This window comes from Paenibacillus sp. FSL R7-0048 (assembly GCF_038004505.1).
Taxonomy (GTDB): Bacteria; Bacillota; Bacilli; order Paenibacillales; family Paenibacillaceae; genus Paenibacillus_AQ; species Paenibacillus_AQ odorifer.
Genome location: NZ_JBBORF010000001.1, coordinates 6,527,828 through 6,547,219 on the forward strand (window position 1 = coordinate 6,527,828; position 19,392 = coordinate 6,547,219).

The 19,392-nt window shown below is 44.4% G+C and carries 36 protein-coding genes; all 36 read right to left on the reverse strand.

Annotated features, from left to right (window positions below):
- Positions 1 to 37: 37 nt before the first annotated feature.
- A complete protein-coding gene (locus tag NSQ91_RS28925; protein ID WP_036680616.1) occupies positions 38 to 730 on the reverse strand; it encodes a phosphoadenylyl-sulfate reductase in 693 nt (230 codons plus the stop codon).
- Positions 731 to 958: 228 nt separating this feature from the next.
- A complete protein-coding gene (locus NSQ91_RS28930; RefSeq protein ID WP_076305239.1) occupies positions 959 to 1,597 on the reverse strand; it encodes a hypothetical protein in 639 nt (212 codons plus the stop codon).
- 12 nt (positions 1,598 to 1,609) lie between these two features.
- A complete protein-coding gene (locus NSQ91_RS28935) occupies positions 1,610 to 2,179 on the reverse strand; it encodes a matrixin family metalloprotease (protein ID WP_076194820.1) in 570 nt (189 codons plus the stop codon).
- Positions 2,180 to 2,375: 196 nt separating this feature from the next.
- Entirely contained in the window at positions 2,376 to 2,768 is a 393-nt protein-coding gene (gene rpsI, locus NSQ91_RS28940) for a 30S ribosomal protein S9 (RefSeq protein ID WP_025706574.1), read from the reverse strand.
- A gap of 20 nt (positions 2,769 to 2,788) precedes the next feature.
- Positions 2,789 to 3,226 (reverse strand): 50S ribosomal protein L13, encoded by a 438-nt coding sequence (gene rplM / locus NSQ91_RS28945; protein WP_036680589.1) that lies wholly within the window; start codon positions 3,224 to 3,226, stop codon positions 2,789 to 2,791.
- Between the two features lie 229 nt (positions 3,227 to 3,455).
- Positions 3,456 to 4,238: a tRNA pseudouridine(38-40) synthase TruA gene (truA, locus tag NSQ91_RS28950; protein WP_036680587.1), complete on the reverse strand. Its 783-nt coding sequence runs from the start codon at positions 4,236 to 4,238 to the stop codon at positions 3,456 to 3,458.
- A gap of 317 nt (positions 4,239 to 4,555) precedes the next feature.
- A complete protein-coding gene (rplQ, locus tag NSQ91_RS28955) occupies positions 4,556 to 4,921 on the reverse strand; it encodes a 50S ribosomal protein L17 (protein ID WP_019908254.1) in 366 nt (121 codons plus the stop codon).
- A 34-nt stretch (positions 4,922 to 4,955) separates the two neighbouring features.
- Positions 4,956 to 5,900: a DNA-directed RNA polymerase subunit alpha gene (locus NSQ91_RS28960; protein WP_036680585.1), complete on the reverse strand. Its 945-nt coding sequence runs from the start codon at positions 5,898 to 5,900 to the stop codon at positions 4,956 to 4,958.
- A 130-nt stretch (positions 5,901 to 6,030) separates the two neighbouring features.
- Positions 6,031 to 6,426 (reverse strand): 30S ribosomal protein S11, encoded by a 396-nt coding sequence (gene rpsK, locus NSQ91_RS28965; RefSeq protein WP_019908251.1) that lies wholly within the window; start codon positions 6,424 to 6,426, stop codon positions 6,031 to 6,033.
- 19 nt (positions 6,427 to 6,445) lie between these two features.
- A complete protein-coding gene (gene rpsM, locus NSQ91_RS28970; protein WP_036680583.1) occupies positions 6,446 to 6,814 on the reverse strand; it encodes a 30S ribosomal protein S13 in 369 nt (122 codons plus the stop codon).
- Positions 6,815 to 6,833: 19 nt separating this feature from the next.
- Positions 6,834 to 6,947 (reverse strand): 50S ribosomal protein L36, encoded by a 114-nt coding sequence (rpmJ, locus tag NSQ91_RS28975; protein WP_003322638.1) that lies wholly within the window; start codon positions 6,945 to 6,947, stop codon positions 6,834 to 6,836.
- A 53-nt stretch (positions 6,948 to 7,000) separates the two neighbouring features.
- The gene (infA, locus tag NSQ91_RS28980) at positions 7,001 to 7,216 is read right to left on the reverse strand and encodes a translation initiation factor IF-1 (protein ID WP_036652996.1); all 216 of its coding nucleotides are present in this window, start codon (positions 7,214 to 7,216) and stop codon (positions 7,001 to 7,003) included.
- 2 nt (positions 7,217 to 7,218) lie between these two features.
- Positions 7,219 to 7,527 (reverse strand): KOW domain-containing RNA-binding protein, encoded by a 309-nt coding sequence (locus NSQ91_RS28985; protein WP_036680581.1) that lies wholly within the window; start codon positions 7,525 to 7,527, stop codon positions 7,219 to 7,221.
- Positions 7,528 to 7,538: 11 nt separating this feature from the next.
- Complete coding sequence (gene map / locus NSQ91_RS28990; protein WP_076305240.1) at positions 7,539 to 8,291, reverse strand: type I methionyl aminopeptidase; 753 nt, start codon at positions 8,289 to 8,291, stop codon at positions 7,539 to 7,541.
- Positions 8,292 to 8,295: 4 nt separating this feature from the next.
- Complete coding sequence (locus tag NSQ91_RS28995) at positions 8,296 to 8,940, reverse strand: adenylate kinase (RefSeq protein ID WP_038573451.1); 645 nt, start codon at positions 8,938 to 8,940, stop codon at positions 8,296 to 8,298.
- 96 nt (positions 8,941 to 9,036) lie between these two features.
- Positions 9,037 to 10,335, reverse strand: coding sequence for a preprotein translocase subunit SecY (secY, locus tag NSQ91_RS29000; protein ID WP_076130016.1), 1,299 nt, complete (start codon positions 10,333 to 10,335; stop codon positions 9,037 to 9,039).
- Positions 10,335 to 10,775: a 50S ribosomal protein L15 gene (rplO, locus tag NSQ91_RS29005; RefSeq protein WP_036680569.1), complete on the reverse strand. Its 441-nt coding sequence runs from the start codon at positions 10,773 to 10,775 to the stop codon at positions 10,335 to 10,337. Before rplO ends, secY begins: the two co-directional genes overlap by 1 nt.
- A 40-nt stretch (positions 10,776 to 10,815) precedes the next feature.
- Positions 10,816 to 11,001: a 50S ribosomal protein L30 gene (gene rpmD / locus NSQ91_RS29010; protein WP_036680567.1), complete on the reverse strand. Its 186-nt coding sequence runs from the start codon at positions 10,999 to 11,001 to the stop codon at positions 10,816 to 10,818.
- 14 nt (positions 11,002 to 11,015) lie between these two features.
- Positions 11,016 to 11,513, reverse strand: coding sequence for a 30S ribosomal protein S5 (rpsE, locus tag NSQ91_RS29015; protein ID WP_036652980.1), 498 nt, complete (start codon positions 11,511 to 11,513; stop codon positions 11,016 to 11,018).
- Positions 11,514 to 11,540: 27 nt separating this feature from the next.
- Entirely contained in the window at positions 11,541 to 11,909 is a 369-nt protein-coding gene (gene rplR / locus NSQ91_RS29020) for a 50S ribosomal protein L18 (protein ID WP_036680564.1), read from the reverse strand.
- A gap of 84 nt (positions 11,910 to 11,993) precedes the next feature.
- Positions 11,994 to 12,536: a 50S ribosomal protein L6 gene (gene rplF, locus NSQ91_RS29025; protein WP_036680562.1), complete on the reverse strand. Its 543-nt coding sequence runs from the start codon at positions 12,534 to 12,536 to the stop codon at positions 11,994 to 11,996.
- A gap of 30 nt (positions 12,537 to 12,566) precedes the next feature.
- Complete coding sequence (gene rpsH / locus NSQ91_RS29030) at positions 12,567 to 12,965, reverse strand: 30S ribosomal protein S8 (protein ID WP_036680560.1); 399 nt, start codon at positions 12,963 to 12,965, stop codon at positions 12,567 to 12,569.
- A 32-nt stretch (positions 12,966 to 12,997) separates the two neighbouring features.
- Positions 12,998 to 13,183 (reverse strand): type Z 30S ribosomal protein S14, encoded by a 186-nt coding sequence (locus NSQ91_RS29035; RefSeq protein ID WP_013312154.1) that lies wholly within the window; start codon positions 13,181 to 13,183, stop codon positions 12,998 to 13,000.
- Positions 13,184 to 13,232: 49 nt separating this feature from the next.
- Complete coding sequence (gene rplE, locus NSQ91_RS29040) at positions 13,233 to 13,775, reverse strand: 50S ribosomal protein L5 (RefSeq protein ID WP_036680558.1); 543 nt, start codon at positions 13,773 to 13,775, stop codon at positions 13,233 to 13,235.
- A 31-nt stretch (positions 13,776 to 13,806) separates the two neighbouring features.
- Positions 13,807 to 14,160 carry a 50S ribosomal protein L24 gene (gene rplX / locus NSQ91_RS29045; RefSeq protein ID WP_076099615.1) on the reverse strand — a complete coding sequence of 118 codons (354 nt, stop codon included), beginning with the start codon at positions 14,158 to 14,160 and terminating at the stop codon, positions 13,807 to 13,809.
- 48 nt (positions 14,161 to 14,208) lie between these two features.
- Entirely contained in the window at positions 14,209 to 14,577 is a 369-nt protein-coding gene (gene rplN / locus NSQ91_RS29050) for a 50S ribosomal protein L14 (RefSeq protein ID WP_036680556.1), read from the reverse strand.
- A 38-nt stretch (positions 14,578 to 14,615) separates the two neighbouring features.
- Positions 14,616 to 14,882: a 30S ribosomal protein S17 gene (gene rpsQ / locus NSQ91_RS29055; protein ID WP_036680554.1), complete on the reverse strand. Its 267-nt coding sequence runs from the start codon at positions 14,880 to 14,882 to the stop codon at positions 14,616 to 14,618.
- Positions 14,883 to 14,925: 43 nt separating this feature from the next.
- Complete coding sequence (gene rpmC / locus NSQ91_RS29060) at positions 14,926 to 15,123, reverse strand: 50S ribosomal protein L29 (protein WP_019908232.1); 198 nt, start codon at positions 15,121 to 15,123, stop codon at positions 14,926 to 14,928.
- On the reverse strand, positions 15,113 to 15,547 hold the full coding sequence (rplP, locus tag NSQ91_RS29065; RefSeq protein WP_036680552.1) for a 50S ribosomal protein L16: 435 nt from the start codon (positions 15,545 to 15,547) through the stop codon (positions 15,113 to 15,115). The genes rpmC and rplP overlap by 11 nt, the downstream gene beginning before the upstream one ends.
- 2 nt (positions 15,548 to 15,549) lie before the next feature.
- On the reverse strand, positions 15,550 to 16,215 hold the full coding sequence (gene rpsC, locus NSQ91_RS29070) for a 30S ribosomal protein S3 (protein WP_038573452.1): 666 nt from the start codon (positions 16,213 to 16,215) through the stop codon (positions 15,550 to 15,552).
- 13 nt (positions 16,216 to 16,228) lie between these two features.
- Positions 16,229 to 16,561: a 50S ribosomal protein L22 gene (rplV, locus tag NSQ91_RS29075; protein WP_036680546.1), complete on the reverse strand. Its 333-nt coding sequence runs from the start codon at positions 16,559 to 16,561 to the stop codon at positions 16,229 to 16,231.
- Between the two features lie 33 nt (positions 16,562 to 16,594).
- Positions 16,595 to 16,873, reverse strand: coding sequence for a 30S ribosomal protein S19 (gene rpsS / locus NSQ91_RS29080; protein WP_036652940.1), 279 nt, complete (start codon positions 16,871 to 16,873; stop codon positions 16,595 to 16,597).
- Between the two features lie 76 nt (positions 16,874 to 16,949).
- Positions 16,950 to 17,780, reverse strand: a complete 831-nt coding sequence (rplB, locus tag NSQ91_RS29085; protein WP_036680541.1) for a 50S ribosomal protein L2 — start codon at positions 17,778 to 17,780, stop codon at positions 16,950 to 16,952.
- A gap of 29 nt (positions 17,781 to 17,809) precedes the next feature.
- On the reverse strand, positions 17,810 to 18,103 hold the full coding sequence (gene rplW, locus NSQ91_RS29090; RefSeq protein WP_036680537.1) for a 50S ribosomal protein L23: 294 nt from the start codon (positions 18,101 to 18,103) through the stop codon (positions 17,810 to 17,812).
- Positions 18,103 to 18,726, reverse strand: coding sequence for a 50S ribosomal protein L4 (gene rplD, locus NSQ91_RS29095; protein WP_036680536.1), 624 nt, complete (start codon positions 18,724 to 18,726; stop codon positions 18,103 to 18,105). Before rplD ends, rplW begins: the two co-directional genes overlap by 1 nt.
- A 25-nt stretch (positions 18,727 to 18,751) precedes the next feature.
- On the reverse strand, positions 18,752 to 19,375 hold the full coding sequence (gene rplC / locus NSQ91_RS29100; RefSeq protein ID WP_036680532.1) for a 50S ribosomal protein L3: 624 nt from the start codon (positions 19,373 to 19,375) through the stop codon (positions 18,752 to 18,754).
- Positions 19,376 to 19,392 lie beyond the last annotated feature (17 nt).

Here is a 19,392-nt window from a genome sequence, read left to right on the forward strand (position 1 = left end):
TATCGTCTCTCCTTCTGTGTTCTCACGGGGATAGGTCCTACTTGTGTAATCCGCACTCAGTCTTCTCTGATCCAGCCCAACGTCCAGCACGCGGATCTTCACCAGGCATAACCTGACGTGTACATTGCTCACAGCCGATACTTGGATAGTTACGGTCATGTAGAGGGTTATAAATTACATCATTTTCACGAATATAGTTCCATACATCTTCGGTTGTCCAATCCGCAATTGGATTAAACTTAACCAAACCAAATTTATAATCATACTCAACCTTTTTGGCATTAGCACGGGTAGGCGCTTGGTCACGACGAATGCCTGTAATCCAAGCTTCATATTGAGATAGGATACGAGTCAGCGGCTCTACTTTACGAATCCCACAGCATTGGTTAGGATCTACTGTCCATAACGCATCACCGTGTTGAAGTGCTTGCTCCTGCGGAGTGATTTGTGGAGACACTCGTACGAACTCCAGCCCGTATTTATCTGCCATCAAATCTCTGGTTTCATAGGTTTCCTTAAAATGATAATCTGTATCGAGATAAAAGACGTCTGTAGACGGACTAACTTTGTGAAGCATATCAACTAGCACTACATCTTCGGCACCAAAACTGCAGGCAAAAGTAATGTTAGGAAATGTTTCTACAGCCCAGCGGATAATTTCCTCGGGTGAAGCAGTTTCTAATTCTTCGGCCTTAACTTTGATTAAATCCTCTTTCTCGAGCAGGTTCATTAAGGTATTCCTCCATCCAAAATATTAATCGTATGAATAAATGAGGTAAAAGAAGTAATAAAACCAACTAATTCTATATGAAATAGTATATAACTTTTACTGAGGAAGTCAATGCGTTTCAACCGTTAGAATTAGTAAATAGATGCAAAAAAAGCCCATTTCTTGTGGAAAGAGGCTAAACAACAAAAACCCTTAACCATAAAGGTTAAAGGTTTCTTATTTGCTTTTTTATCTCCCGTATTTTTCTAAGGCTTCTTTAAATATAGTATTTAACGCTTCAGGATACTCACCATAGATTTCTAAATCTTGAGAAGACTCTTCCTCAGACTGTTCCAATATCTTATTCACTTTGGGTTCACTCAAAGGAATTTTACCGTAGTAAACTCCTTTAACAAAATAAACATTAGGATCGGTTAAACTTTTATCTAAGAATAATAAATACTCTTCATTTTCATTCATTAACTGATAACCTTCAATTCCATAGATCAATGTTCCATCTTCTGTTGTTTCGATAGCTCCATTTTCTTGCACTGTAACTTCAGAGCCCTCTACAATATCTTGATTATCGGATTTGAAAATCTGATTAATCTTTATTGCAGATTGCGTATGATAATCAATCGTTTCACCAAATTCATTTTTATCGATAAATGTACTTATGACTTTAGCTTTTGTGCCTTTCAGTATCAATTCAGCCGTGTTGTCTAGCTCATTAAAATCACGATAACCAATAACTTTTGCTTCAGAACTGATAAATGCAGGAGAATTATCTCCCTTTACAGCTTTGTTATTGTTAATGAATCCTGCAGCACCGACAACCAATACGAAAGCCAACACACCTATTGAAAGAAACTTATTTTGTTTTTTCATATATTGACCCCCTTAATCAAATTGGTAAATATGCGCTATACCATCTTTATCATCTTGTACTGGGTAAGTTCCATATAACCAAGCTGGTCCAGAAAGCATAATGGACGGAACTGTATCTTCATGAGTTAAGCCTAGTACATGTCCCATTTCATGAGCAGTGGTTTCTTTTTGTCTATTTCCATCTACTGTCTTGAATCTTACCGTGTTAATTCTAACGATTGATGTAGAGGTTAGTGTACCTGAAGTAGAGGTTTGCGCATAAAATTGTCCAAGATCATTTGTTTCTGACGAAGCGTACCACTTTACGTCAGCAGCAGAGGCTGAAGTTGTTGAAGTAACGTTAATAGACAGTCTACCAGCAGTAAGACCATTCCACGCTGTACTTCCATGTATGGCAGCGGCATTGTAGCCAATTGATGATATAGAGGCATCAAGCCAATATTTAACTTGGTTAGGTCTATCCACTCTGTTTCCGCGAAGTACATAAGCATCTACCTGTGAGATAAAAATCGAAGCAACAACCATTAGAACGATTGAAGACAAAATAAATTTCCTCTTACTCAAAGAACTCTCAATTTCCATAAATTCAACTCCTCCTTTATAACCTCAAACGCCTATAATTGGAAAAAGTTTCTATGATTAAATAAAAATATTAATAAAAAAAACCTATTCCCGAAAGAATTAGGTTTTTTTGGAACACAGTTCTAAATATAATTCTGTTCTGATATAAAAAAATAAAACCCTTGGCCATATGGCCAAGGGTTGAATTCTGTAGATATTAACGTTTCGAGAACTGAGGCGCACGACGTGCAGCCTTCAAGCCGTATTTCTTACGTTCCTTCATACGTGGGTCACGAGTCAGGAAGCCGGCTTTCTTCAATGCACCGCGATATTCAGGGTCAACTTTAAGCAATGCACGGGAGATACCGTGACGAATTGCTCCAGCTTGACCGGAAATGCCGCCACCATGTGCAAGAACGATTACATCGTAGTTGCCCAGTGTTTCAGTCAGGTTCAAAGGTTGTTTTACGATCATTTTCAGTGTTTCCACACCGAAATATTCGTCCATCTCACGTTTGTTAATGACAATGCGTCCTTCACCCGGTACAAGGCGAACACGTGCTACCGAATGTTTACGACGACCTGTCCCATAGTATTGTACTTGTGCCATGAAACTGTCCTCCTCTATTCTTATCCGCGAAGTTCGTAAACTTCAGGTTTTTGTGCTGCATGTGGATGCTCGGCGCCTGCATATACTTTCAATCTCAGCTTCATGTGGTCCCCTTGACGAGTCTTAGGAATCATACCATGAACCGCGAATTCAATTACGCGTTCTGGTTTAGTATTCAGCAGAGTTTCAGCATTAGTAACTTTCAAACCACCTGGGTGCATCGAGTGACGGTAGTATTTTTTGTTTTGCAATTTCTTACCGGTCAAGTGAATTTTCTCAGCGTTGATAACGATAACGAAATCTCCTGTATCAACGTGTGGAGTGAATTGCGGTTTGTGTTTGCCACGGATCAAAGCAGCGGCTTCGCTGGCCAAACGACCGAGTGTTTTGCCTTCGGCATCAATAATGTGCCAATTGCGTTCAACTTCGTTCGGCTTCGCCATATAGGTGGTACGCATGAATGTTTCCTCCTTGTTCTCGTACGAAAATCTTCTGTTTCGTATATCTTGTTTCTCATTGAATTACGATTATGTGAGTTAAGCAAAGCATTTTTTTGGCATTTTCTCGATCGGGGCTGTGGGATAGCCATCAAGAAAACACAACTTTTATATTACAGTATAAACATAACAAGTGCAAGTGATTTTTAAACATTTAGCCTATTAATCAGGAAGAAATTTATAGAAAAAACTATTCACTTTCAATCTCGTCATATTCAACACTCCACAAAGCTAACCCCATGGCCACAGCTGTTGGACCAGCATGTGATCGATCACATGCTGCTAATATTTCAGCAACCTTATCAGCAGGTATTTTACCTTCCCCCACATGGATCAAAGTCCCCATAATAATGCGAACCATGTGCTGAAGAAATCCACTACCCGTTATATAAGTATGGATAACTCCTTGATCTGATGAAGAGGGTCGGCACATACTGCGATCTACTTCCATATGAGCTTCAAAGATCGTTCGTACATGAGAAGTCTTCGTAGACCGTCGTGATGCAAACGAAGTGAAGTCATGTGTCCCTATAATTTGCGTTAAGCCTTGCTGCATCGCAGGAATATCCAACTTCACTGGATGGTGAAGCTGCCAGCGCCGCTGAAACGGATCTGGAAACCTGTTGCCATTGATCGTGTATCGGTAAGTTTTACGCTTAGCCCCTCTACGAGAGTGAAACGTTAGCGGAACTTCCCTAGCCTCTGTAACCACGATGTCTTGTGGCAGCCGGGCATTAAGCGCTAGACACCAACGTTCAGTTGGGATTCGAGAGGAGGTTGTAAAGTTAAAAGGCTGGCCATAGGCATGTACTCCGGCATCTGTGCGGCCTGAAGCAGTAATCTTAAGCTTCTCACCTGTCAGATGGAGTATGGCTTGCTCCAGCCGATCCTGAATCGTATTGCCCTGAGGCTGGGTCTGAAAGCCATCATAATTCGTTCCGTCATAATTGACCTTCATCAATAGATTACGCATTCCGTTCTCCTTTTTAAACCGGTCAGCAGAACGTCGATCGAAGCACTGTCTGATCTTCTATTTGAAGAAATGGCTTCGCCGTCCCTAGAAGGACGGCATCCATTTTTCATATATAGAACTACAAGTCCTATAGGATCCTTAATTTCAAAAAAAAGAGCCCCTGCGGGAGCTCCTTCAATTGAACCAAGGTGATTCCCACGGTTATTAGTACAGCAGAGTCTTGCGCCTCTGCAGCACAATAACGCTGATATTTCCCCCATCTTTACTCCAAAGAGGGCTGGATGAAAGGGAAGCATCGGAAATCAATACTTGTGATACTACGCGCGGTCTACCAATTCAAGATAAACCATAGGCGCAGCGTCGCCACGACGAGGTCCTAGTTTAAGGATACGAGTGTATCCACCTGGACGCTCAGTGTAACGAGGAGCAATGTCAGAGAACAATTTTTGAATTGCATCTTGTTCACCATCAACAGTCTCGCGGCGAACAAATGCAGCTACTTGACGACGAGCATGAAGATCACCTTTTTTAGCTTTAGTGATCAGCTTTTCAGCGATAGAACGAACTTCTTTCGCTTTAGCTTCCGTTGTTTGGATGCGCTCGTATAAAAACAGATCCGTTACCATGTCGCGAAATAACGCTTTACGCGCACTGGAATCACGGCCCAATTTTTGGTATGCCATTGTGTTTTCCCTCCTTTACTAAAGCAATCTGCAGCTATTCTTCTGTGCGGAGACCCAAACCAAGTTCCTCAAGCTTTTCCTGAACTTCTTCCAAAGATTTGCGACCAAGGTTACGCACCTTCATCATATCTTCTTCAGTCTTCGTGGTAAGCTCTTGTACGGTATTAATACCAGCACGTTTGAGGCAGTTGTAGGAACGAACAGAAAGATCAAGCTCTTCGATTGTCATCTCAAGTACTTTTTCTTTTTTGTCTTCTTCTTTTTCAACCATAATTTCGGCGTCTTTCGCTTCGTCCGTAAGACCTACGAACAGAACGAGGTGCTCGTTCAAAATTTTGGCTCCAAGGCTTACAGCCTCTTCCGGTCTGATACTTCCATCCGTCCAAATTTCAAGCGTCAATTTGTCGTAGTTAGTCACTTGACCAACACGTGTATTGTCTATGCCGTAGTTAACGCGTGAAATTGGAGTGTAGATGGAGTCAACTGGAATAACACCAATTGGCTGATCGTCACGTTTGTTCCGGTCCGCTTGGACATAGCCGCGACCACGGCCTGCAAAAATACGCATATGAAGTCTCGCACCAGGTCCCAGCGTTGCAATGTGAAGATCCGGATTGAGGATCTCAACATCGCTGTCCGCACGGATATCACCTGCGGTAACGATGCCTTCCCCTTCAGCATCAATCTCGAACACTTTTTCCTCGTCTGAATGAATCTTCAGAGACAAGGCTTTAAGGTTCAGAATGATTTCCGTCACATCTTCCATTACGCCTGGAACGGTCGAGAACTCATGCAGAACGCCGTCAATTTGGACCGAAGTCACTGCGGCTCCTGGAAGCGAAGAAAGCAATATCCGGCGAAGCGAGTTCCCCAGAGTCGTGCCATACCCACGTTCCAGCGGTTCAACTACGAATTTCCCATAGGTACCTTCATCATTAGCTTCTACGGTCTCAATCTTCGGCTTTTCGATTTCTATCACGAGTTTACCCCTCCTTCAACGTCGCTCCTATATGAAACTGTCACCCCATCAGGTGCATCATGTAGTATGCCTAAACACCTATTATTAGCAGATGCGTCAGAATTATACCACATTCACAATACTGATTTCACTATACGCGACGACGCTTAGGCGGACGGCATCCATTGTGAGGAACCGGAGTTACGTCTTTAATAAGGTTAACTTCAAGCCCTGCAGCTTGAAGGGAACGGATGGCTGCTTCGCGGCCCGCGCCCGGTCCTTTAACCATAACCTCAACCGACTTCATGCCGTGCTCCATAGCTGCTTTAGCTGCTGATTCAGCTGCCATTTGCGCTGCGAATGGAGTGGACTTACGGGAACCTTTAAATCCTTGGCCGCCGGAGCTTGCCCAGGAAATTGCATTTCCGTGAGGATCCGTGATGGTAACGATGGTGTTGTTGAACGTGGAACGAATATGTGCCACGCCGGATTCGATATTTTTACGGTCGCGACGTTTGGTACGTACGACTTTTTTCGGTTTAGCCATTGTCTCTTATCCCCCCTTATTATTTCTTTTTGTTTGCTACCGTACGACGCGGGCCTTTCCGGGTACGGGCATTCGTTTTAGTACGTTGACCGCGAACAGGCAATCCACGACGGTGGCGAACACCGCGGTAACAGCCGATCTCAGTAAGACGTTTAATATTTAAGGAAATTTCACGACGCAGGTCACCTTCAACCTTAACCGTTTTGTCGATCGTTTCACGCAGTTTGCTGACTTCATCTTCCGTCAAATCACGGACACGTGTATTAGCGCTAATGCCTGTTTCATTAAGAATTTTCTGAGAAGTCGTTTTACCGATTCCGAAAATATAAGTCAAGGCGATCTCAACGCGTTTGTCACGTGGCAAATCCACTCCAGCTATACGAGCCATTTTACGCTACACCCCCTTCTTAACCTTGTTTTTGTTTGTGTTTCGGATTTTCGCAAATCACCATAACAGTCCCTTTGCGGCGGATTACTTTACATTTCTCGCAAATGGGCTTTACAGAAGGTCTTACCTTCATGTTAATTACCTCCTCAAAGTTTTGCGAAGCAAAACTTTTTTCGTAGTTCCCATCTATTTACGGTAAGTTATACGACCTTTTGATAAATCATAAGGCGATAACTGCACGACCACTTTGTCTCCGGTCAAAATACGGATAAAGTGCATCCGCAATTTACCGGATACATGGGCAAGTATTTGATGACCGTTCTCAAGCTCAACCTTAAACGTTGCGTTTGGCAACGGTTCAAGGACAGTACCTTCTACTTCAATGACATCTTCCTTAGCCACAGTTAGTCTCCTTTCTCATCAGCACTTATTCCGGTGGGTCCAGCATACTTCATGACTGCGAATCGCAGCTTTCCGTTTGTTACCCGCCCAGTTTCCTTCAAACTGTCCACAACCTCACTGCTGATGAAGGGTATGAGCTCAAGATGAAGAATATTCTTCTTCTTTGGCCCATCAAACTTACGTTTGTCTCCATCTGCAATGTATACAAATCTGCTATCAACAACTGCGATAACAACGGCTGCCTCTCCGGCATCTTTGCCTTTGAGAATTCTCACTAATTGACCAACCTGCGGGCTGCTCACAGTATTCAAGAGGAGATCACCTACGCATTCAGTTTTGTGAAAATTTCCATGCCGTCCGGAGTAACTGCTACTGTATGCTCGAAGTGAGCACATAGTGAGCCATCAACCGTAACGACAGTCCAGTTATCTTCCAGTGTTCTGACATGTCTCTTTCCTGCGTTTACCATCGGCTCAATCGCGAGCACCATACCCGGTTTCAGACGTGGTCCGCGGTCCGCTATGCCATAATTCGGAATTTGCGGTTCTTCATGCAGTTTTGCCCCAATACCATGACCAACATACTCACGTACGACTGAGAAACCAGCCTCTTCGATGTATTGCTGAATAGCATGGGAGATTGTAAACAAGCGCACATCCGGCTTAACTAACGCCAGTCCCGCGTACAAGGAGCCTTCCGTAACGTCCAGCAAACGCTGAGCCTCTTCGGAAATGCTGCCCACACCGTAGGTCCAGGCGGAATCACCGTGATAACCGCGGTACTCTGCACCGATATCCAGCGTAACAATATCGCCTTCGATCAGTTTACGTTTACCTGGAAATCCATGCACCAATTGTTCGTTGACTGAAGCGCAAATGCTGGCAGGAAAACCGTTGTAGCCTTTGAAAGACGGCACAGCATCTTGACTGCGAATGTATTGATCGGCGATTCTGTCGAGCTCGCCCGTTGTAATGCCAGGCTCAATGGTCTGAGCAATAAGACGGTGACTCTCGGCAACAATTCGACCAGCTTCCCTCATAAAGGCAAGTTCCTGTTCGGATTTACAAATGATCATTACATTAACCCCGCATTAAAGACACGATTTCAGAAGTAACGACATTAATTTCGTTTTCCCCGTTTACCTGACGCAAAAGACCTTTATTATCATAAAACGCAAGCAGCGGCGCTGTTTTATTATCATACTCATCCAGGCGCTTGCCTACACTTTCTTCGTTGTCATCCGGACGTTGATATAATTCACCGCCATCAATGTCGCAAATGCCATCTTGCTTCGGCGGGTTGAAGATTAAATGGTAGGATGCTCCGCAAACGCTGCAGATACGACGTCCAGTAAGACGCGCCATTAGCAATCCACGGTCAACATTCAAGTTGATGACATGATCCAAAGAAGTGTTCAAACGGCTAAGAATATCATCCAGCGCTTCCGCTTGCGAAAGAGTTCTTGGAAAACCATCCAATAGAAATCCTTTTTCGCAATCGGACTGCTGCAGCCGTTCTTCGACTATCCCAATGGTCACATCATCTGGTACAAGCAAACCTTGATCTATAAATGATTTGGCCTTCAATCCCACCGGAGTTTCCTGTTTGATTGCCAAACGGAAAGCATCTCCTGTTGAAATATGAGGAATACCAAATTCTTTAACGATTTCTGCCGCTTGTGTTCCCTTGCCTGCCCCAGGAGGGCCCATGAATAAAATGTTCACGATTTCTCTCTCCCCCCAAAAGTTCGCCACCAAGCAAGAAACAGCATAATAGGTGCCGGGAAGAATAAAAACTTAAGCTTCACCGGAACCTATCACCTATTTATTGATGAAGCCTTTGTAATGGCGTTTGATCAATTGGCTCTCGATCTGCTTCATAGTATCCAATGCCACACCGATTACGATCAGCAGTGATGTACCGCCAATTCGAACTTCTTTAGGCAATCCAGATAAAGCACCGAAGAACATCGGCAGAACAGAGATCAAAGCTAGGAACAAAGCGCCGGACATAGTCAGACGAGACATTACTCTAGTCAGATATTTCTCTGTAGCTTTACCAGGACGGATACCTGGAATGTAACCACCATTCTTCTTCATGTTATCGGCCATCTGCTGAGGATTCATCTGCACGAACGTATAGAAGAACGTGAACCCGATGATCATCACTACATACAGAAGCATACCAAGTGGAGCATCGGTTGCTAAATACTTAGCAATCCATTGAGCCCAGGCATGTGTTGACCAGAAACTGGAGAGAACAACTGGGAACTGAAGCAATGATACGGCGAAGATTACCGGAATTACACCTGCCGCATTAATTTTCAATGGGATATGTGTATTCTGTCCACCGTACATTTTATTGCCGACTACGCGTTTAGCGTATTGAACAGGAATCTTCCGAATACCTTGCTGTACGAAGATAACTGCTGTAATAATCGCTACAATCACAATCAGCACGATAACGACTTTAAGAATATTCAGGAACACCTGATCCGGCTGAATAAAACTTGAGTTAGCCGTACTTGTGATATATCCCGGAATGGCGGCGACGATTCCCGCAAAAATCAGGATCGAAATCCCGTTCCCGATTCCCTTTTCGGTAATCTGTTCACCAAGCCACATCAAGAAAGAAGTACCCGCCGTCAAGATAATGGCAACCAGCAAGTAATCAGCAAATGTCGCATTCGGCATCATTTGAGTATTATATATCCGGTTAAACCCTATCGACGTAGCAAAACCTTGGATCAGGGCTAATATCACTGTACCGTAACGAGTGATTTGCGCCAATTGTTTTTTCCCGTGCTCCCCTTGTTTAGCCCATTCAGCAAACTTAGGAACAACATCCATCGACAGCAATTGCACGATGATGGATGCTGTAATGTACGGGTAAATACTGATCGCAAATATCGAGAAGTTTTTGAGCGCTCCGCCCGAAAAGGTGTTCAAGAGTCCCATCAAAGCGTCACCGCTCTGATTTGCTGTTTGCAGTACATCTTTGTTCACACCAGGAACCGGAACAAACGAACCGATACGGTAGATAATCAGAATGAACAAGGTAAACAGGATCTTTTTGCGCAAATCTTCAACATGCCAGATATTCTTAAGCGTCTTGAACATTAGATCACCTCGGTTTTACCGCCGGCAGCCTCGATTTTCTCTACCGCAGATTGAGAGAACTTATTTGCTTGTACAGTCAATTTTACGGTCAACTCACCGTTGCCGAGAATCTTGATGCCGCTTTTGGAATTCTTGACAACACCAGTTTCAAGCAACAACTGCGGAGTCACTTCAGTTCCTTCTGCAAAGCTATTCAGATCTTCCAGGTTCACAATCGCATACTCTTTACGGGTAGGATTGACGAAACCACGTTTAGGCAGACGACGATAGAGCGGATTTTGTCCACCCTCGAAGCCCGGACGAACACCACCGCCAGAACGTGAGTTTTGACCTTTGTGACCGCGACCGGAAGTTTTACCATTTCCGCTACTAGGACCACGACCAACGCGATTGCGTTCTTTGCGGGAACCAGGAGCTGGAGCAAGTTCATGTAACTTCATCGTTTGCACCTCCTTATGTTTGTTAATTTATGCGAGGCGTTTAGCCTTCAATTTCAGTTACAGATAGCAAGTGACTCACTTTATTGATCATTCCGCGAATTGCAGGACTGTCATTGTGAACCACTGTCGTGTTGAGTTTACGCAGGCCGAGCGTCTTAACAGTAACACGTTGTGTTTCTGGACGTCCGATTACACTACGTACGAGGGTAATTTGCAATTTTGCCATTGACGTTCCCCTCCTTAACCGCGCAATTCTTCGACAGATTTGCCGCGAAGTTTCGCGACCTCTTCAATGCGTTTCAGACGGGAAAGTCCCTCCAAAGTTGCATTGACCATGTTCATGGAATTCGAAGAACCCAGTGATTTTGTCAAAATGTCGCCAACGCCTGCCAATTCCAATACCGCACGAACTGGACCGCCAGCGATAACGCCAGTACCCTCTGATGCTGGTTTCAGCAACACGCGTCCTGCGCCGAAGTGTCCAGTAACGAGATGGGGAATCGAAGTTCCTACGATTGGGATGTGAATCAGGTTTTTCTTGGCGTCTTCAATGCCTTTACGGATGGCATCCGGAACTTCGCCGGCTTTACCGATACCAGCACCGACGTAGCCGTTGCCGTCGCCCACAACAACAAGTGCACTAAAGCTGAAACGGCGTCCGCCTTTTACAACTTTTGCAACACGGTTAATGTGTACAACTCTTTCTGTCAGTTCTAAACTGTTCGGATCTACACGCAAGTCGTTAACCTCCTTTTAAGAATTATTCTAGAATTCAAGACCAGCTTCACGAGCTGCATCAGCCAATGCTTGAATCCGTCCATGGTACAAGTAACCTCCGCGGTCGAATACGACCACTGCATATCCTTTTTCTTTGGCACGCTCAGCGACCAATTGGCCAACTTTCGCTGCAGCTTCAACGCTACCGCCATTACCGATATTAGCGCTCAGATCTTTATCAAGTGTAGAAGCGGATACGATAGTAACCCCTTTAACATCATCGATCAGTTGAGCATAGATGTGTTTCGAAGAACGGAATACGTTCAAACGTGGACGCTCAGTAGTTCCCTGGATCTTCTTACGAACACGCAGGTGTCTTTTGAGACGAGCCTTGTTTTTATCTTCTTTTGTAATCATGACTTCCCTTTCACTCCCTTCAGTTTGCCGTAAACAGCTTCACTTTAAGATGCACGGGGTATCTTACAATTAAGTTTAAACTGGTTATTTCTTCTTACCAGCTTTACCTTCTTTGCGGATGATACGCTCGCCTTCATATTTGATACCTTTACCTTTATACGGTTCTGGTTCACGAACGGAACGGATTTTAGCAGCGTATGCGCCAACGCGTTCTTTATCGATACCTTTAACGATGATCTTCGTGTTCGCAGGAACTTCGAACTCGATACCAGCTTCCGGTGTAATTTCAACCGGGTGGGAATAACCAACGTTCAGAACGATTTTATCTCCGGATTTGCTTGCACGATATCCGACCCCAACCAGTTCCAGAGATTTCGAGAAACCTTCAGTCACACCTGCTACCATGTTGTTGACAACGGAGCGGGTTGTGCCGTGAAGTGAACGATGCAATTTGTTATCCGACGGGCGAACAACGGTAATTTCGTTATTTTCAACTGTAACCTTCATGTCTTTATGAAGCTCACGAGTCAAAGAACCTTTTGGACCTTTTACTGTAATAACGGCGTTGTCCAAAGTGACATCTACACCGCTAGGTACTGCGATTGGTTTGCGACCAATACGAGACATGTGTTGCACCTCCTTATCTTGTGACGTTTATTACCAAATGTAGCAGACAACTTCTCCGCCAGATTTTGATTGACGAGCTTCTTTGTCGGTCATAACTCCCTTAGATGTGGAGATAATCGCGATTCCTAGACCACCGAGTACACGAGGCACTTCATTGCTCTTCGTGTATACGCGAAGGCCTGGTTTACTGATTCTTTTCAAACCAGAAATAACACGCTCTTGGTTAGGGCCGTATTTCAAGAAGATACGGATAATCCCTTGTTTGCTATCTTCAACGAATTCCGCATCGCGGATGAAACCTTCACGCTTCAAAATGTCAGCGATTTGTTTCTTCATAGTAGAAGCAGGCATTTCTACCGTCTCGTGACGCACAATGTTAGCGTTACGAATACGAGTAAGCATATCTGCAATAGGATCAGACATAGTCATGTGTGTAAACCTCCTTCCCGTTTATAAACTTCTTACCAACTTGCTTTTTTCACGCCAGGGATCTGGCCTTTATAAGCTAATTCACGGAAACAAATTCTGCAAATTTTGAACTTTTGCAGTACCGAATGTGGACGACCACAACGTTCGCAACGTGTATATGCACGTACTTTAAACTTAGGCGTACGTTGTTGTTTAACTTTCATCGAAGTTTTTGCCACTTAGCCTGACACCTCCTAAACATTTTCGGAGAAAATGGATTAACCGACTTTATTTTGCGAAAGGCATTCCCAGCTGACCCAGCAGCTCGCGGGATTCCTCGTCCGTCTTAGCAGTCGTTACAATAACGATGTCCATACCGCGGACTTTATCCACTTTGTCATATTCGATCTCGGGGAAGATCAATTGTTCTTTAAGACCAAGTGTGTAGTTACCACGGCCGTCAAAGGCTTTAGTGGAAACACCACGGAAGTCACGTACACGTGGAAGTGTTACGTTGAACAATTTGTCCAAGAAGTAATACATACGCTCTCCGCGCAGTGTTACTTTAACCCCAATCGGCATATTTTCGCGTAGTTTGAAACCAGCGATGGATTTTTTAGCTTTAGTGATTACTGGTTTTTGACCAGCGATCAACTGCATGTCATTAACTGCAGCATCAAGTACTTTGGAGTTTTGAACAGCGTCACCCACACCCATGTTGATGACAACCTTCTCGATCTTAGGTACTTGCATAACAGTTGTATAGTTAAACTTCTGCATCAAAGCAGGTGTAATTTCGTTAAGAAAACGTTCTTTCATTCTTGCTGCCATGAAGATTTAACCTCCTTTCTTAAGGGCTAGATTAGTCGATAATCTCTCCGGATCTTTTAGCAATCCGAACTTTTTTACCATTGTCCAAAACTTTGTAACCGATACGGGTTACTTTGCCGGTCTTCGGATCGATGTGCATTACGTTGGACACATGAATCGAAGCTTCCTGCTCAATAATTCCACCCTGTGGATTCAGCTGGTTCGGCTTTTGGTGTTTTTTCACCATATTGACGCCTTCTACCAGAACGCGGTTTTCACGAGGATAAGCAGCGATGACACGGCCTTTTTTGCCTTTGTCTTTACCACTGATCACAAGCACCACGTCATCTTTCTTCACGTGCAGTTTATTGTTATGGGATTCCAGAACTTTTTTCACTCTAGGCATTTATTACACCTCCTATAACTAACCTTCAACTTATTGGTGCCGTGTTTATTAGATAACTTCCGGTGCCAAGGAAACGATCTTCATGTAGTCTTTATCGCGAAGTTCGCGAGCAACTGGTCCAAAGATACGTGTTCCACGAGGGCTTCTGTCGTCTTTAACAACAACAGCTGCATTTTCGTCGAATGCGATGTAAGATCCATCTTTACGACGAACGGAACGTTTCGTACGAACAACTACCGCTCTAACAACATCACCTTTTTTGACAACGCCGCCTGGTGTTGCTTGTTTAACGGAACAAACGATCAAATCACCGATTGCTGCTGTACGGCGTCCAGTACCACCCAGTACGCGGATACACATCAGTTCCTTCGCACCAGAGTTGTCAGCCACATGCAAACGTGTAAATGGTTGAATCATTATAATTTCCTCCTTCCGGAAAAACTCTCTTGATTATCTTAGATGATAACCGCTGCTTCTACCACTTCAACTAGTCTCCAACGTTTGTCCTTAGACAACGGACGAGTTTCCATGAGTTTTACGGTATCGCCAATCTTTGCAACATTTCCCTCATCATGTGCTTTGAATTTCTTCGTAGACTTGATGCGTTTGTGGTACAAATTGTGTTTCTTATAGGTTTCAACAGCAACTACGATGGTTTTATCCATTTTATCACTGACCACTTTACCGATTAGCACTTTACGTGCATTACGTTCTTCACTCATTAGTTAGCCTCCTTCCTGAATACGGATCTGCGATCCGTCTCACTTAACTAATCCCAAGCACTCTTTGATGGATCACGGTTTTAGCACGAGCTATTTCCTTACGCACGTCACGAATCCGAGTTGGGTTGTCCAATTGGCCAGTTGCCAATTGAAAACGGAGATTAAAAAGTTCCTCTTTGAATCCAGCGATCTTTTGTTCAATCTCAGCAGTGGTTAAGTTGCGAAGTTCATTAGCTTTCATTTGCTTCACCACCCAATTCTTCACGTTTCACAAACTTAGTCTTTACAGGCAGCTTGTGAGCGGCAAGACGCATCGCTTCACGAGCGATTTCTTCCGACACGCCTCCGAGTTCGAACATAATCTTGCCCGGTTTAACTACGGCTACCCATTTCTCAACGTTACCTTTACCACTACCCATACGAACCTCGAGAGGCTTTTGAGTAATAGGTTTATCTGGGAAAATCTTGATCCAAACTTGACCGCCACGTTTGATATAACGTGTCATCGCGATACGAGCAGCTTCGATCTGACGGTTAGTGATCCAAGACGGTTCAAGTGCAACCAGGCCGAATTCGCCGAAGTTCAATTCAGTACCGCCTTTTGCCATACCCTTCATGTGTCCGCGTTGTTGCTTGCGGTGTTTTACGCGTTTTGGTACCAACATGATTAGTTGCCTCCTTCCTGAGCAGCTTGTTTCTTAGCTGGGGGAAGAACTTCTCCACGGTAGATCCATACTTTTACGCCGATAAGACCGTAAGTTGTATGTGCTTCAGCCGTTCCGTAATCGATATCGGCACGAAGCGTATGAAGTGGAACTGTTCCTTCGCTATAACCTTCTGAACGAGCAATCTCAGCTCCGCCAAGACGTCCGCCCACTTGAGTTTTAATCCCTTTTGCGCCAGAACGCATAGTTCTTTGAATCGCTTGTTTGAGGGCACGACGGAACGATACACGACGTTCCAATTGTTGAGCAATGCTCTCAGCTACAAGAATTGCATCCAATTCAGGGTGCTTGATTTCATTGATGTTGATGTGTACTTTTTTGCCACCAGCGATTGCTGTAACTGCACTGCGAAGTACTTCTACTTCTGCTCCGCCTTTACCAATAACCATACCTGGTTTAGCTGTATGAATTGTAACGTTCACGCGGCTAGCCGCTCTTTCGATCTCGATATGGGAAACAGCGGAATCCTTCAATTTGCCTTTAAGGTATTCCCGGATTTTGACGTCTTCCATCAGAAGAGTACCGAAATCTTTTCCTGCATACCATTTAGATTCCCAATCGCGAATAATACCGATTCGGAGTCCGATTGGATTTACCTTTTGACCCACGTGTTATCCCTCCTTATTTCTCAGATACCACCAGTGTAATGTGGCTCGTGCGTTTATTGATCCGACTTGCGCGGCCCATGGCGCGCGGACGGAAACGTTTCATAGTAGGTCCTTGGTTAACGAAAACCTCGCTAACGAACAAACTGTTCACGTCCAAAGAATAGTTATGCTCAGCATTCGCAATTGCCGAATTAAGCAACTTTTCAACGACCGGAGAAGCGGATTTCGGAGTGTGGCGAAGAATAGCAATTGCTTCCCCCACTTGCTTACCGCGAATCAAGTCAACAACCAGTTTCGCTTTACGAGCGGAAATTCGCACCGATCTTGCATGTGCTTTTGCTTCCATTGTTTAACCTCCTTTCAAACAGAGACCTTATTATTATCTTCTTGTTTTCTTATCGTCACCCGCGTGGCCTTTGTAAGTACGTGTTGGCGCGAACTCGCCCAACTTGTGACCTACCATATCTTCTGTTACGTATACAGGCACGTGTTTACGGCCGTCATATACACCAAACGTATGTCCGATAAACTGAGGGAAAATGGTTGAGCGACGGGACCAAGTTTTAACTACAACCTTTTTCTCAGCCTCGTTCAGTTCCTCAACTTTTTTAAGCAGGTAGCCATCGATAAACGGCCCCTTCTTTAAACTGCGACCCATGTGTGAATCCTCCCTTCATCCGGTTCTTCAAACCGCGAATCGACGCTTCGCGCTTTATTAACTTGCCAGAAGCGTCTTATTTAGTGCGGCGGCGAACGATATATTTATCAGATGCCTTGTTTTTCTTACGCGTTTTGTAACCAAGGGTTGGTTTGCCCCATGGAGACATTGGCGATTTACGTCCGATTGGAGCGCGACCTTCACCACCACCGTGTGGGTGATCGTTAGGGTTCATTACTACCCCGCGAACTTCAGGACGACGGCCGAGCCAGCGACTACGTCCAGCTTTACCGATTTTGATCAATTCGTGATCTTCATTACCTACGGAACCGATAGTTGCACGGCATACGCTAAGGATCTTACGAACCTCACCGGATGACAAACGAACGGAACAGTATTTTTCTTCTTTACCAAGCAATTGAGCTTCTGTACCAGCTGCACGAACCAATTGTCCGCCTTTACCTGGTTTCAACTCAATGTTGTGGATAACTGTACCTACTGGAATGTTCTCCAGTGGAAGACTGTTACCAATTTTGATGTCGGCCGCAGGACCGGACTCTACTTTATCCCCAACTCTTAGACCTTTAGGAGCGATGATATAACGTTTCTCTCCATCAGCATAGTGGATCAAAGCAATATTAGATGTGCGGTTCGGGTCATACTCGATTGTAGCAACGCTACCTGGTATGCCGTCTTTAGTCCGCTTGAAGTCGATAATACGGTATTTACGTTTATGTCCGCCGCCATGGTGACGAACCGTAATTTTACCTTGGTTATTGCGTCCCGCATGTTTGAACAGCGGAGAAAGCAACGATTTCTCTGGCTGGTTTGTTGTAATTTCTTCAAACGTAGACACGGACATAGCGCGTCTTGCCGGAGAGGTCGGTTTGTACTTTTTGATTGGCACTGTAGTTCCCTCCTTACTTCAACAGAGTATTATTCTACCGCTTCAAAAAATTCAAGCGGTTTGCTGTCCGGGCTAAGCTTAACGATGGCTTTTTTCCACTCTGGAGTGTAACCAGAATATTTACCATAACGTTTCAGTTTGCCAGGTACGCGCATTGTGTTCACATTAGTTACTTTTACTTTGAAAATAGCCTCGACAGCTTTTTTGATTTCGGTTTTGTTAGCACGGATATCCACTTCAAAAGCGTATTTCATTTCGCTCATGTAGTCGGAAGTACGTTCCGTAATCACCGGACGTTTGATAATATCACGAGGATCTTTCATTACGCGAACACCTCCTCTACCTTCAGAACTGCTTCTTTAGTGATGATCAGTTTGTCGTACGTCAGTACGTCAAGAACATTAATGCCGTCAGCCGCTACGAATTTCACCCCAGGGATGTTACGAGCGGAAAGTGCTACGTTATCATCATAGCTAGTAGCTACGATCAACGCTTTACGATCTACTTTCAGGTTGTTCAAGATTGCTGCGAATTCTTTCGTCTTCGGAGCATTCATTGTCAAGCTATCCAATACGATAATGTCATTCTCGAGTACTTTCGAGGACAAAGCGGATTTGATCGCCAAACGACGAACCTTCTTAGGCAGTTTCCAGGAATAGCTACGTGGTGTTGGTCCGAAGACAACGCCGCCGCCCTTCCATTGTGGAGAACGAATGGAGCCTTGACGAGCGCGACCTGTACCTTTTTGTTTCCAAGGTTTACGTCCACCGCCACGAACTTCAGAACGTCCTTTTACTTTGTGTGTACCACGACGTAGGGAAGCTCTTTGCATAAGCGCAGCTTCATGTAGAACGTGCTCATTCGGTTCAATACCGAATACTGTATCGCTCAGTTCCACTTCACCAACTTCGTTGCCACTAATATTAAAAAGTGTTACTTTTGGCATTTCATGTTCCTCCTTTCTTCAATAATTATTTCTTAACGGTTTGTTTAACTTTCACGAAGCTGTTTTTAGGACCTGGGATAGCGCCTTTAACCAGCAATACGTTACGTTCAACATCAACCTTGATAATTTCAAGCTTTTGAACCGTAATAGTCGTGTGACCCATATGTCCTGGAAGGCGTTTGCCCTTAGGAACACGGTTAGCTTGGATAGAACCCATGGAACCCGGTCTTCTGTGGTAACGCGATCCGTGTGCCATTGGTCCGCGGCTTTGTCCCCAACGTTTGATGTTACCTTGGAAACCTTTACCTTTAGATGTACCAGTTACGTCAACAAATTCGCCCTCAGCAAAGATATCAGCCTTCAGCTCTTGTCCAACCTCGAGAGACCCGAGATCAACACCGCGAATTTCACGAACGTAGCGCTTAGGTGTTGCATTTGCCTTTTTGGCGTGACCCTGTTCAGGCTTATTGGAGCGTTTTTCTTTTTTATCAGAAAAGCCCAATTGCACTGCTTCATATCCGTCGATATTCAGGTCTTTCTTTTGCAGTACTACACAAGGGCCTGCTTCGATAACAGTAACAGGAATTACGTTACCTTCTGGAGTAAACACTTGAGTCATACCGAGTTTTTTTCCTAAGATACCTTTCAATGTTGACACCTCTTTTC

What these genes read in the sequence shown, in the direction of transcription:
- rpsI (WP_025706574.1), bottom strand. Translation starts at nt 2,768, where the DNA reads ATGGCACAAGTACAATACTATGGGACAGGTCGTCGTAAACATTCGGTA.
- secY (WP_076130016.1), bottom strand. Translation starts at nt 10,335, where the DNA reads ATGTTCAAGACGCTTAAGAATATCTGGCATGTTGAAGATTTGCGCAAA.
- rpmJ (WP_003322638.1), bottom strand. Translation starts at nt 6,947, where the DNA reads ATGAAGGTAAGACCTTCTGTAAAGCCCATTTGCGAGAAATGTAAAGTA.
- rplP (WP_036680552.1), bottom strand. Translation starts at nt 15,547, where the DNA reads ATGTTGGTACCAAAACGCGTAAAACACCGCAAGCAACAACGCGGACAC.
- NSQ91_RS28930 (WP_076305239.1), bottom strand. Translation starts at nt 1,597, where the DNA reads ATGAAAAAACAAAATAAGTTTCTTTCAATAGGTGTGTTGGCTTTCGTA.
- rplN (WP_036680556.1), bottom strand. Translation starts at nt 14,577, where the DNA reads ATGATTCAACCATTTACACGTTTGCATGTGGCTGACAACTCTGGTGCG.
- rplE (WP_036680558.1), bottom strand. Translation starts at nt 13,775, where the DNA reads ATGGCAGCAAGAATGAAAGAACGTTTTCTTAACGAAATTACACCTGCT.
- NSQ91_RS28935 (WP_076194820.1), bottom strand. Translation starts at nt 2,179, where the DNA reads ATGGAAATTGAGAGTTCTTTGAGTAAGAGGAAATTTATTTTGTCTTCA.
- rpmC (WP_019908232.1), bottom strand. Translation starts at nt 15,123, where the DNA reads ATGAAAGCTAATGAACTTCGCAACTTAACCACTGCTGAGATTGAACAA.
- NSQ91_RS28925 (WP_036680616.1), bottom strand. Translation starts at nt 730, where the DNA reads ATGAACCTGCTCGAGAAAGAGGATTTAATCAAAGTTAAGGCCGAAGAA.
- rpmD (WP_036680567.1), bottom strand. Translation starts at nt 11,001, where the DNA reads ATGGCAAAATTGCAAATTACCCTCGTACGTAGTGTAATCGGACGTCCA.
- rplO (WP_036680569.1), bottom strand. Translation starts at nt 10,775, where the DNA reads ATGAAGTTACATGAACTTGCTCCAGCTCCTGGTTCCCGCAAAGAACGC.
- rplW (WP_036680537.1), bottom strand. Translation starts at nt 18,103, where the DNA reads ATGAAAGATCCTCGTGATATTATCAAACGTCCGGTGATTACGGAACGT.
- rplX (WP_076099615.1), bottom strand. Translation starts at nt 14,160, where the DNA reads ATGCCTAGAGTGAAAAAAGTTCTGGAATCCCATAACAATAAACTGCAC.
- rplV (WP_036680546.1), bottom strand. Translation starts at nt 16,561, where the DNA reads ATGGAAGCAAAAGCACATGCAAGATCGGTGCGAATTTCCGCTCGTAAA.
- rpsH (WP_036680560.1), bottom strand. Translation starts at nt 12,965, where the DNA reads ATGACTATGTCTGATCCTATTGCAGATATGCTTACTCGTATTCGTAAC.
- rpsK (WP_019908251.1), bottom strand. Translation starts at nt 6,426, where the DNA reads ATGGCTAAACCGAAAAAAGTCGTACGTACCAAACGTCGCGACCGTAAA.
- rpsQ (WP_036680554.1), bottom strand. Translation starts at nt 14,882, where the DNA reads ATGAGTGAAGAACGTAATGCACGTAAAGTGCTAATCGGTAAAGTGGTC.
- map (WP_076305240.1), bottom strand. Translation starts at nt 8,291, where the DNA reads ATGATCATTTGTAAATCCGAACAGGAACTTGCCTTTATGAGGGAAGCT.
- rplM (WP_036680589.1), bottom strand. Translation starts at nt 3,226, where the DNA reads ATGCGTACCACCTATATGGCGAAGCCGAACGAAGTTGAACGCAATTGG.
- truA (WP_036680587.1), bottom strand. Translation starts at nt 4,238, where the DNA reads ATGCGTAATCTATTGATGAAGGTCAATTATGACGGAACGAATTATGAT.
- rplQ (WP_019908254.1), bottom strand. Translation starts at nt 4,921, where the DNA reads ATGGCATACCAAAAATTGGGCCGTGATTCCAGTGCGCGTAAAGCGTTA.
- rpsM (WP_036680583.1), bottom strand. Translation starts at nt 6,814, where the DNA reads ATGGCTCGTATAGCTGGAGTGGATTTGCCACGTGACAAACGCGTTGAG.
- rpsS (WP_036652940.1), bottom strand. Translation starts at nt 16,873, where the DNA reads ATGGGTCGCAGTTTAAAGAAGGGGCCGTTTATCGATGGCTACCTGCTT.
- rplR (WP_036680564.1), bottom strand. Translation starts at nt 11,909, where the DNA reads ATGATTACAAAAGAAGATAAAAACAAGGCTCGTCTCAAAAGACACCTG.
- rplF (WP_036680562.1), bottom strand. Translation starts at nt 12,536, where the DNA reads ATGTCTCGTATTGGTCGCAAACCAATCGCAGTACCTAGCGGTGTAGAT.
- rplD (WP_036680536.1), bottom strand. Translation starts at nt 18,726, where the DNA reads ATGCCAAAAGTAACACTTTTTAATATTAGTGGCAACGAAGTTGGTGAA.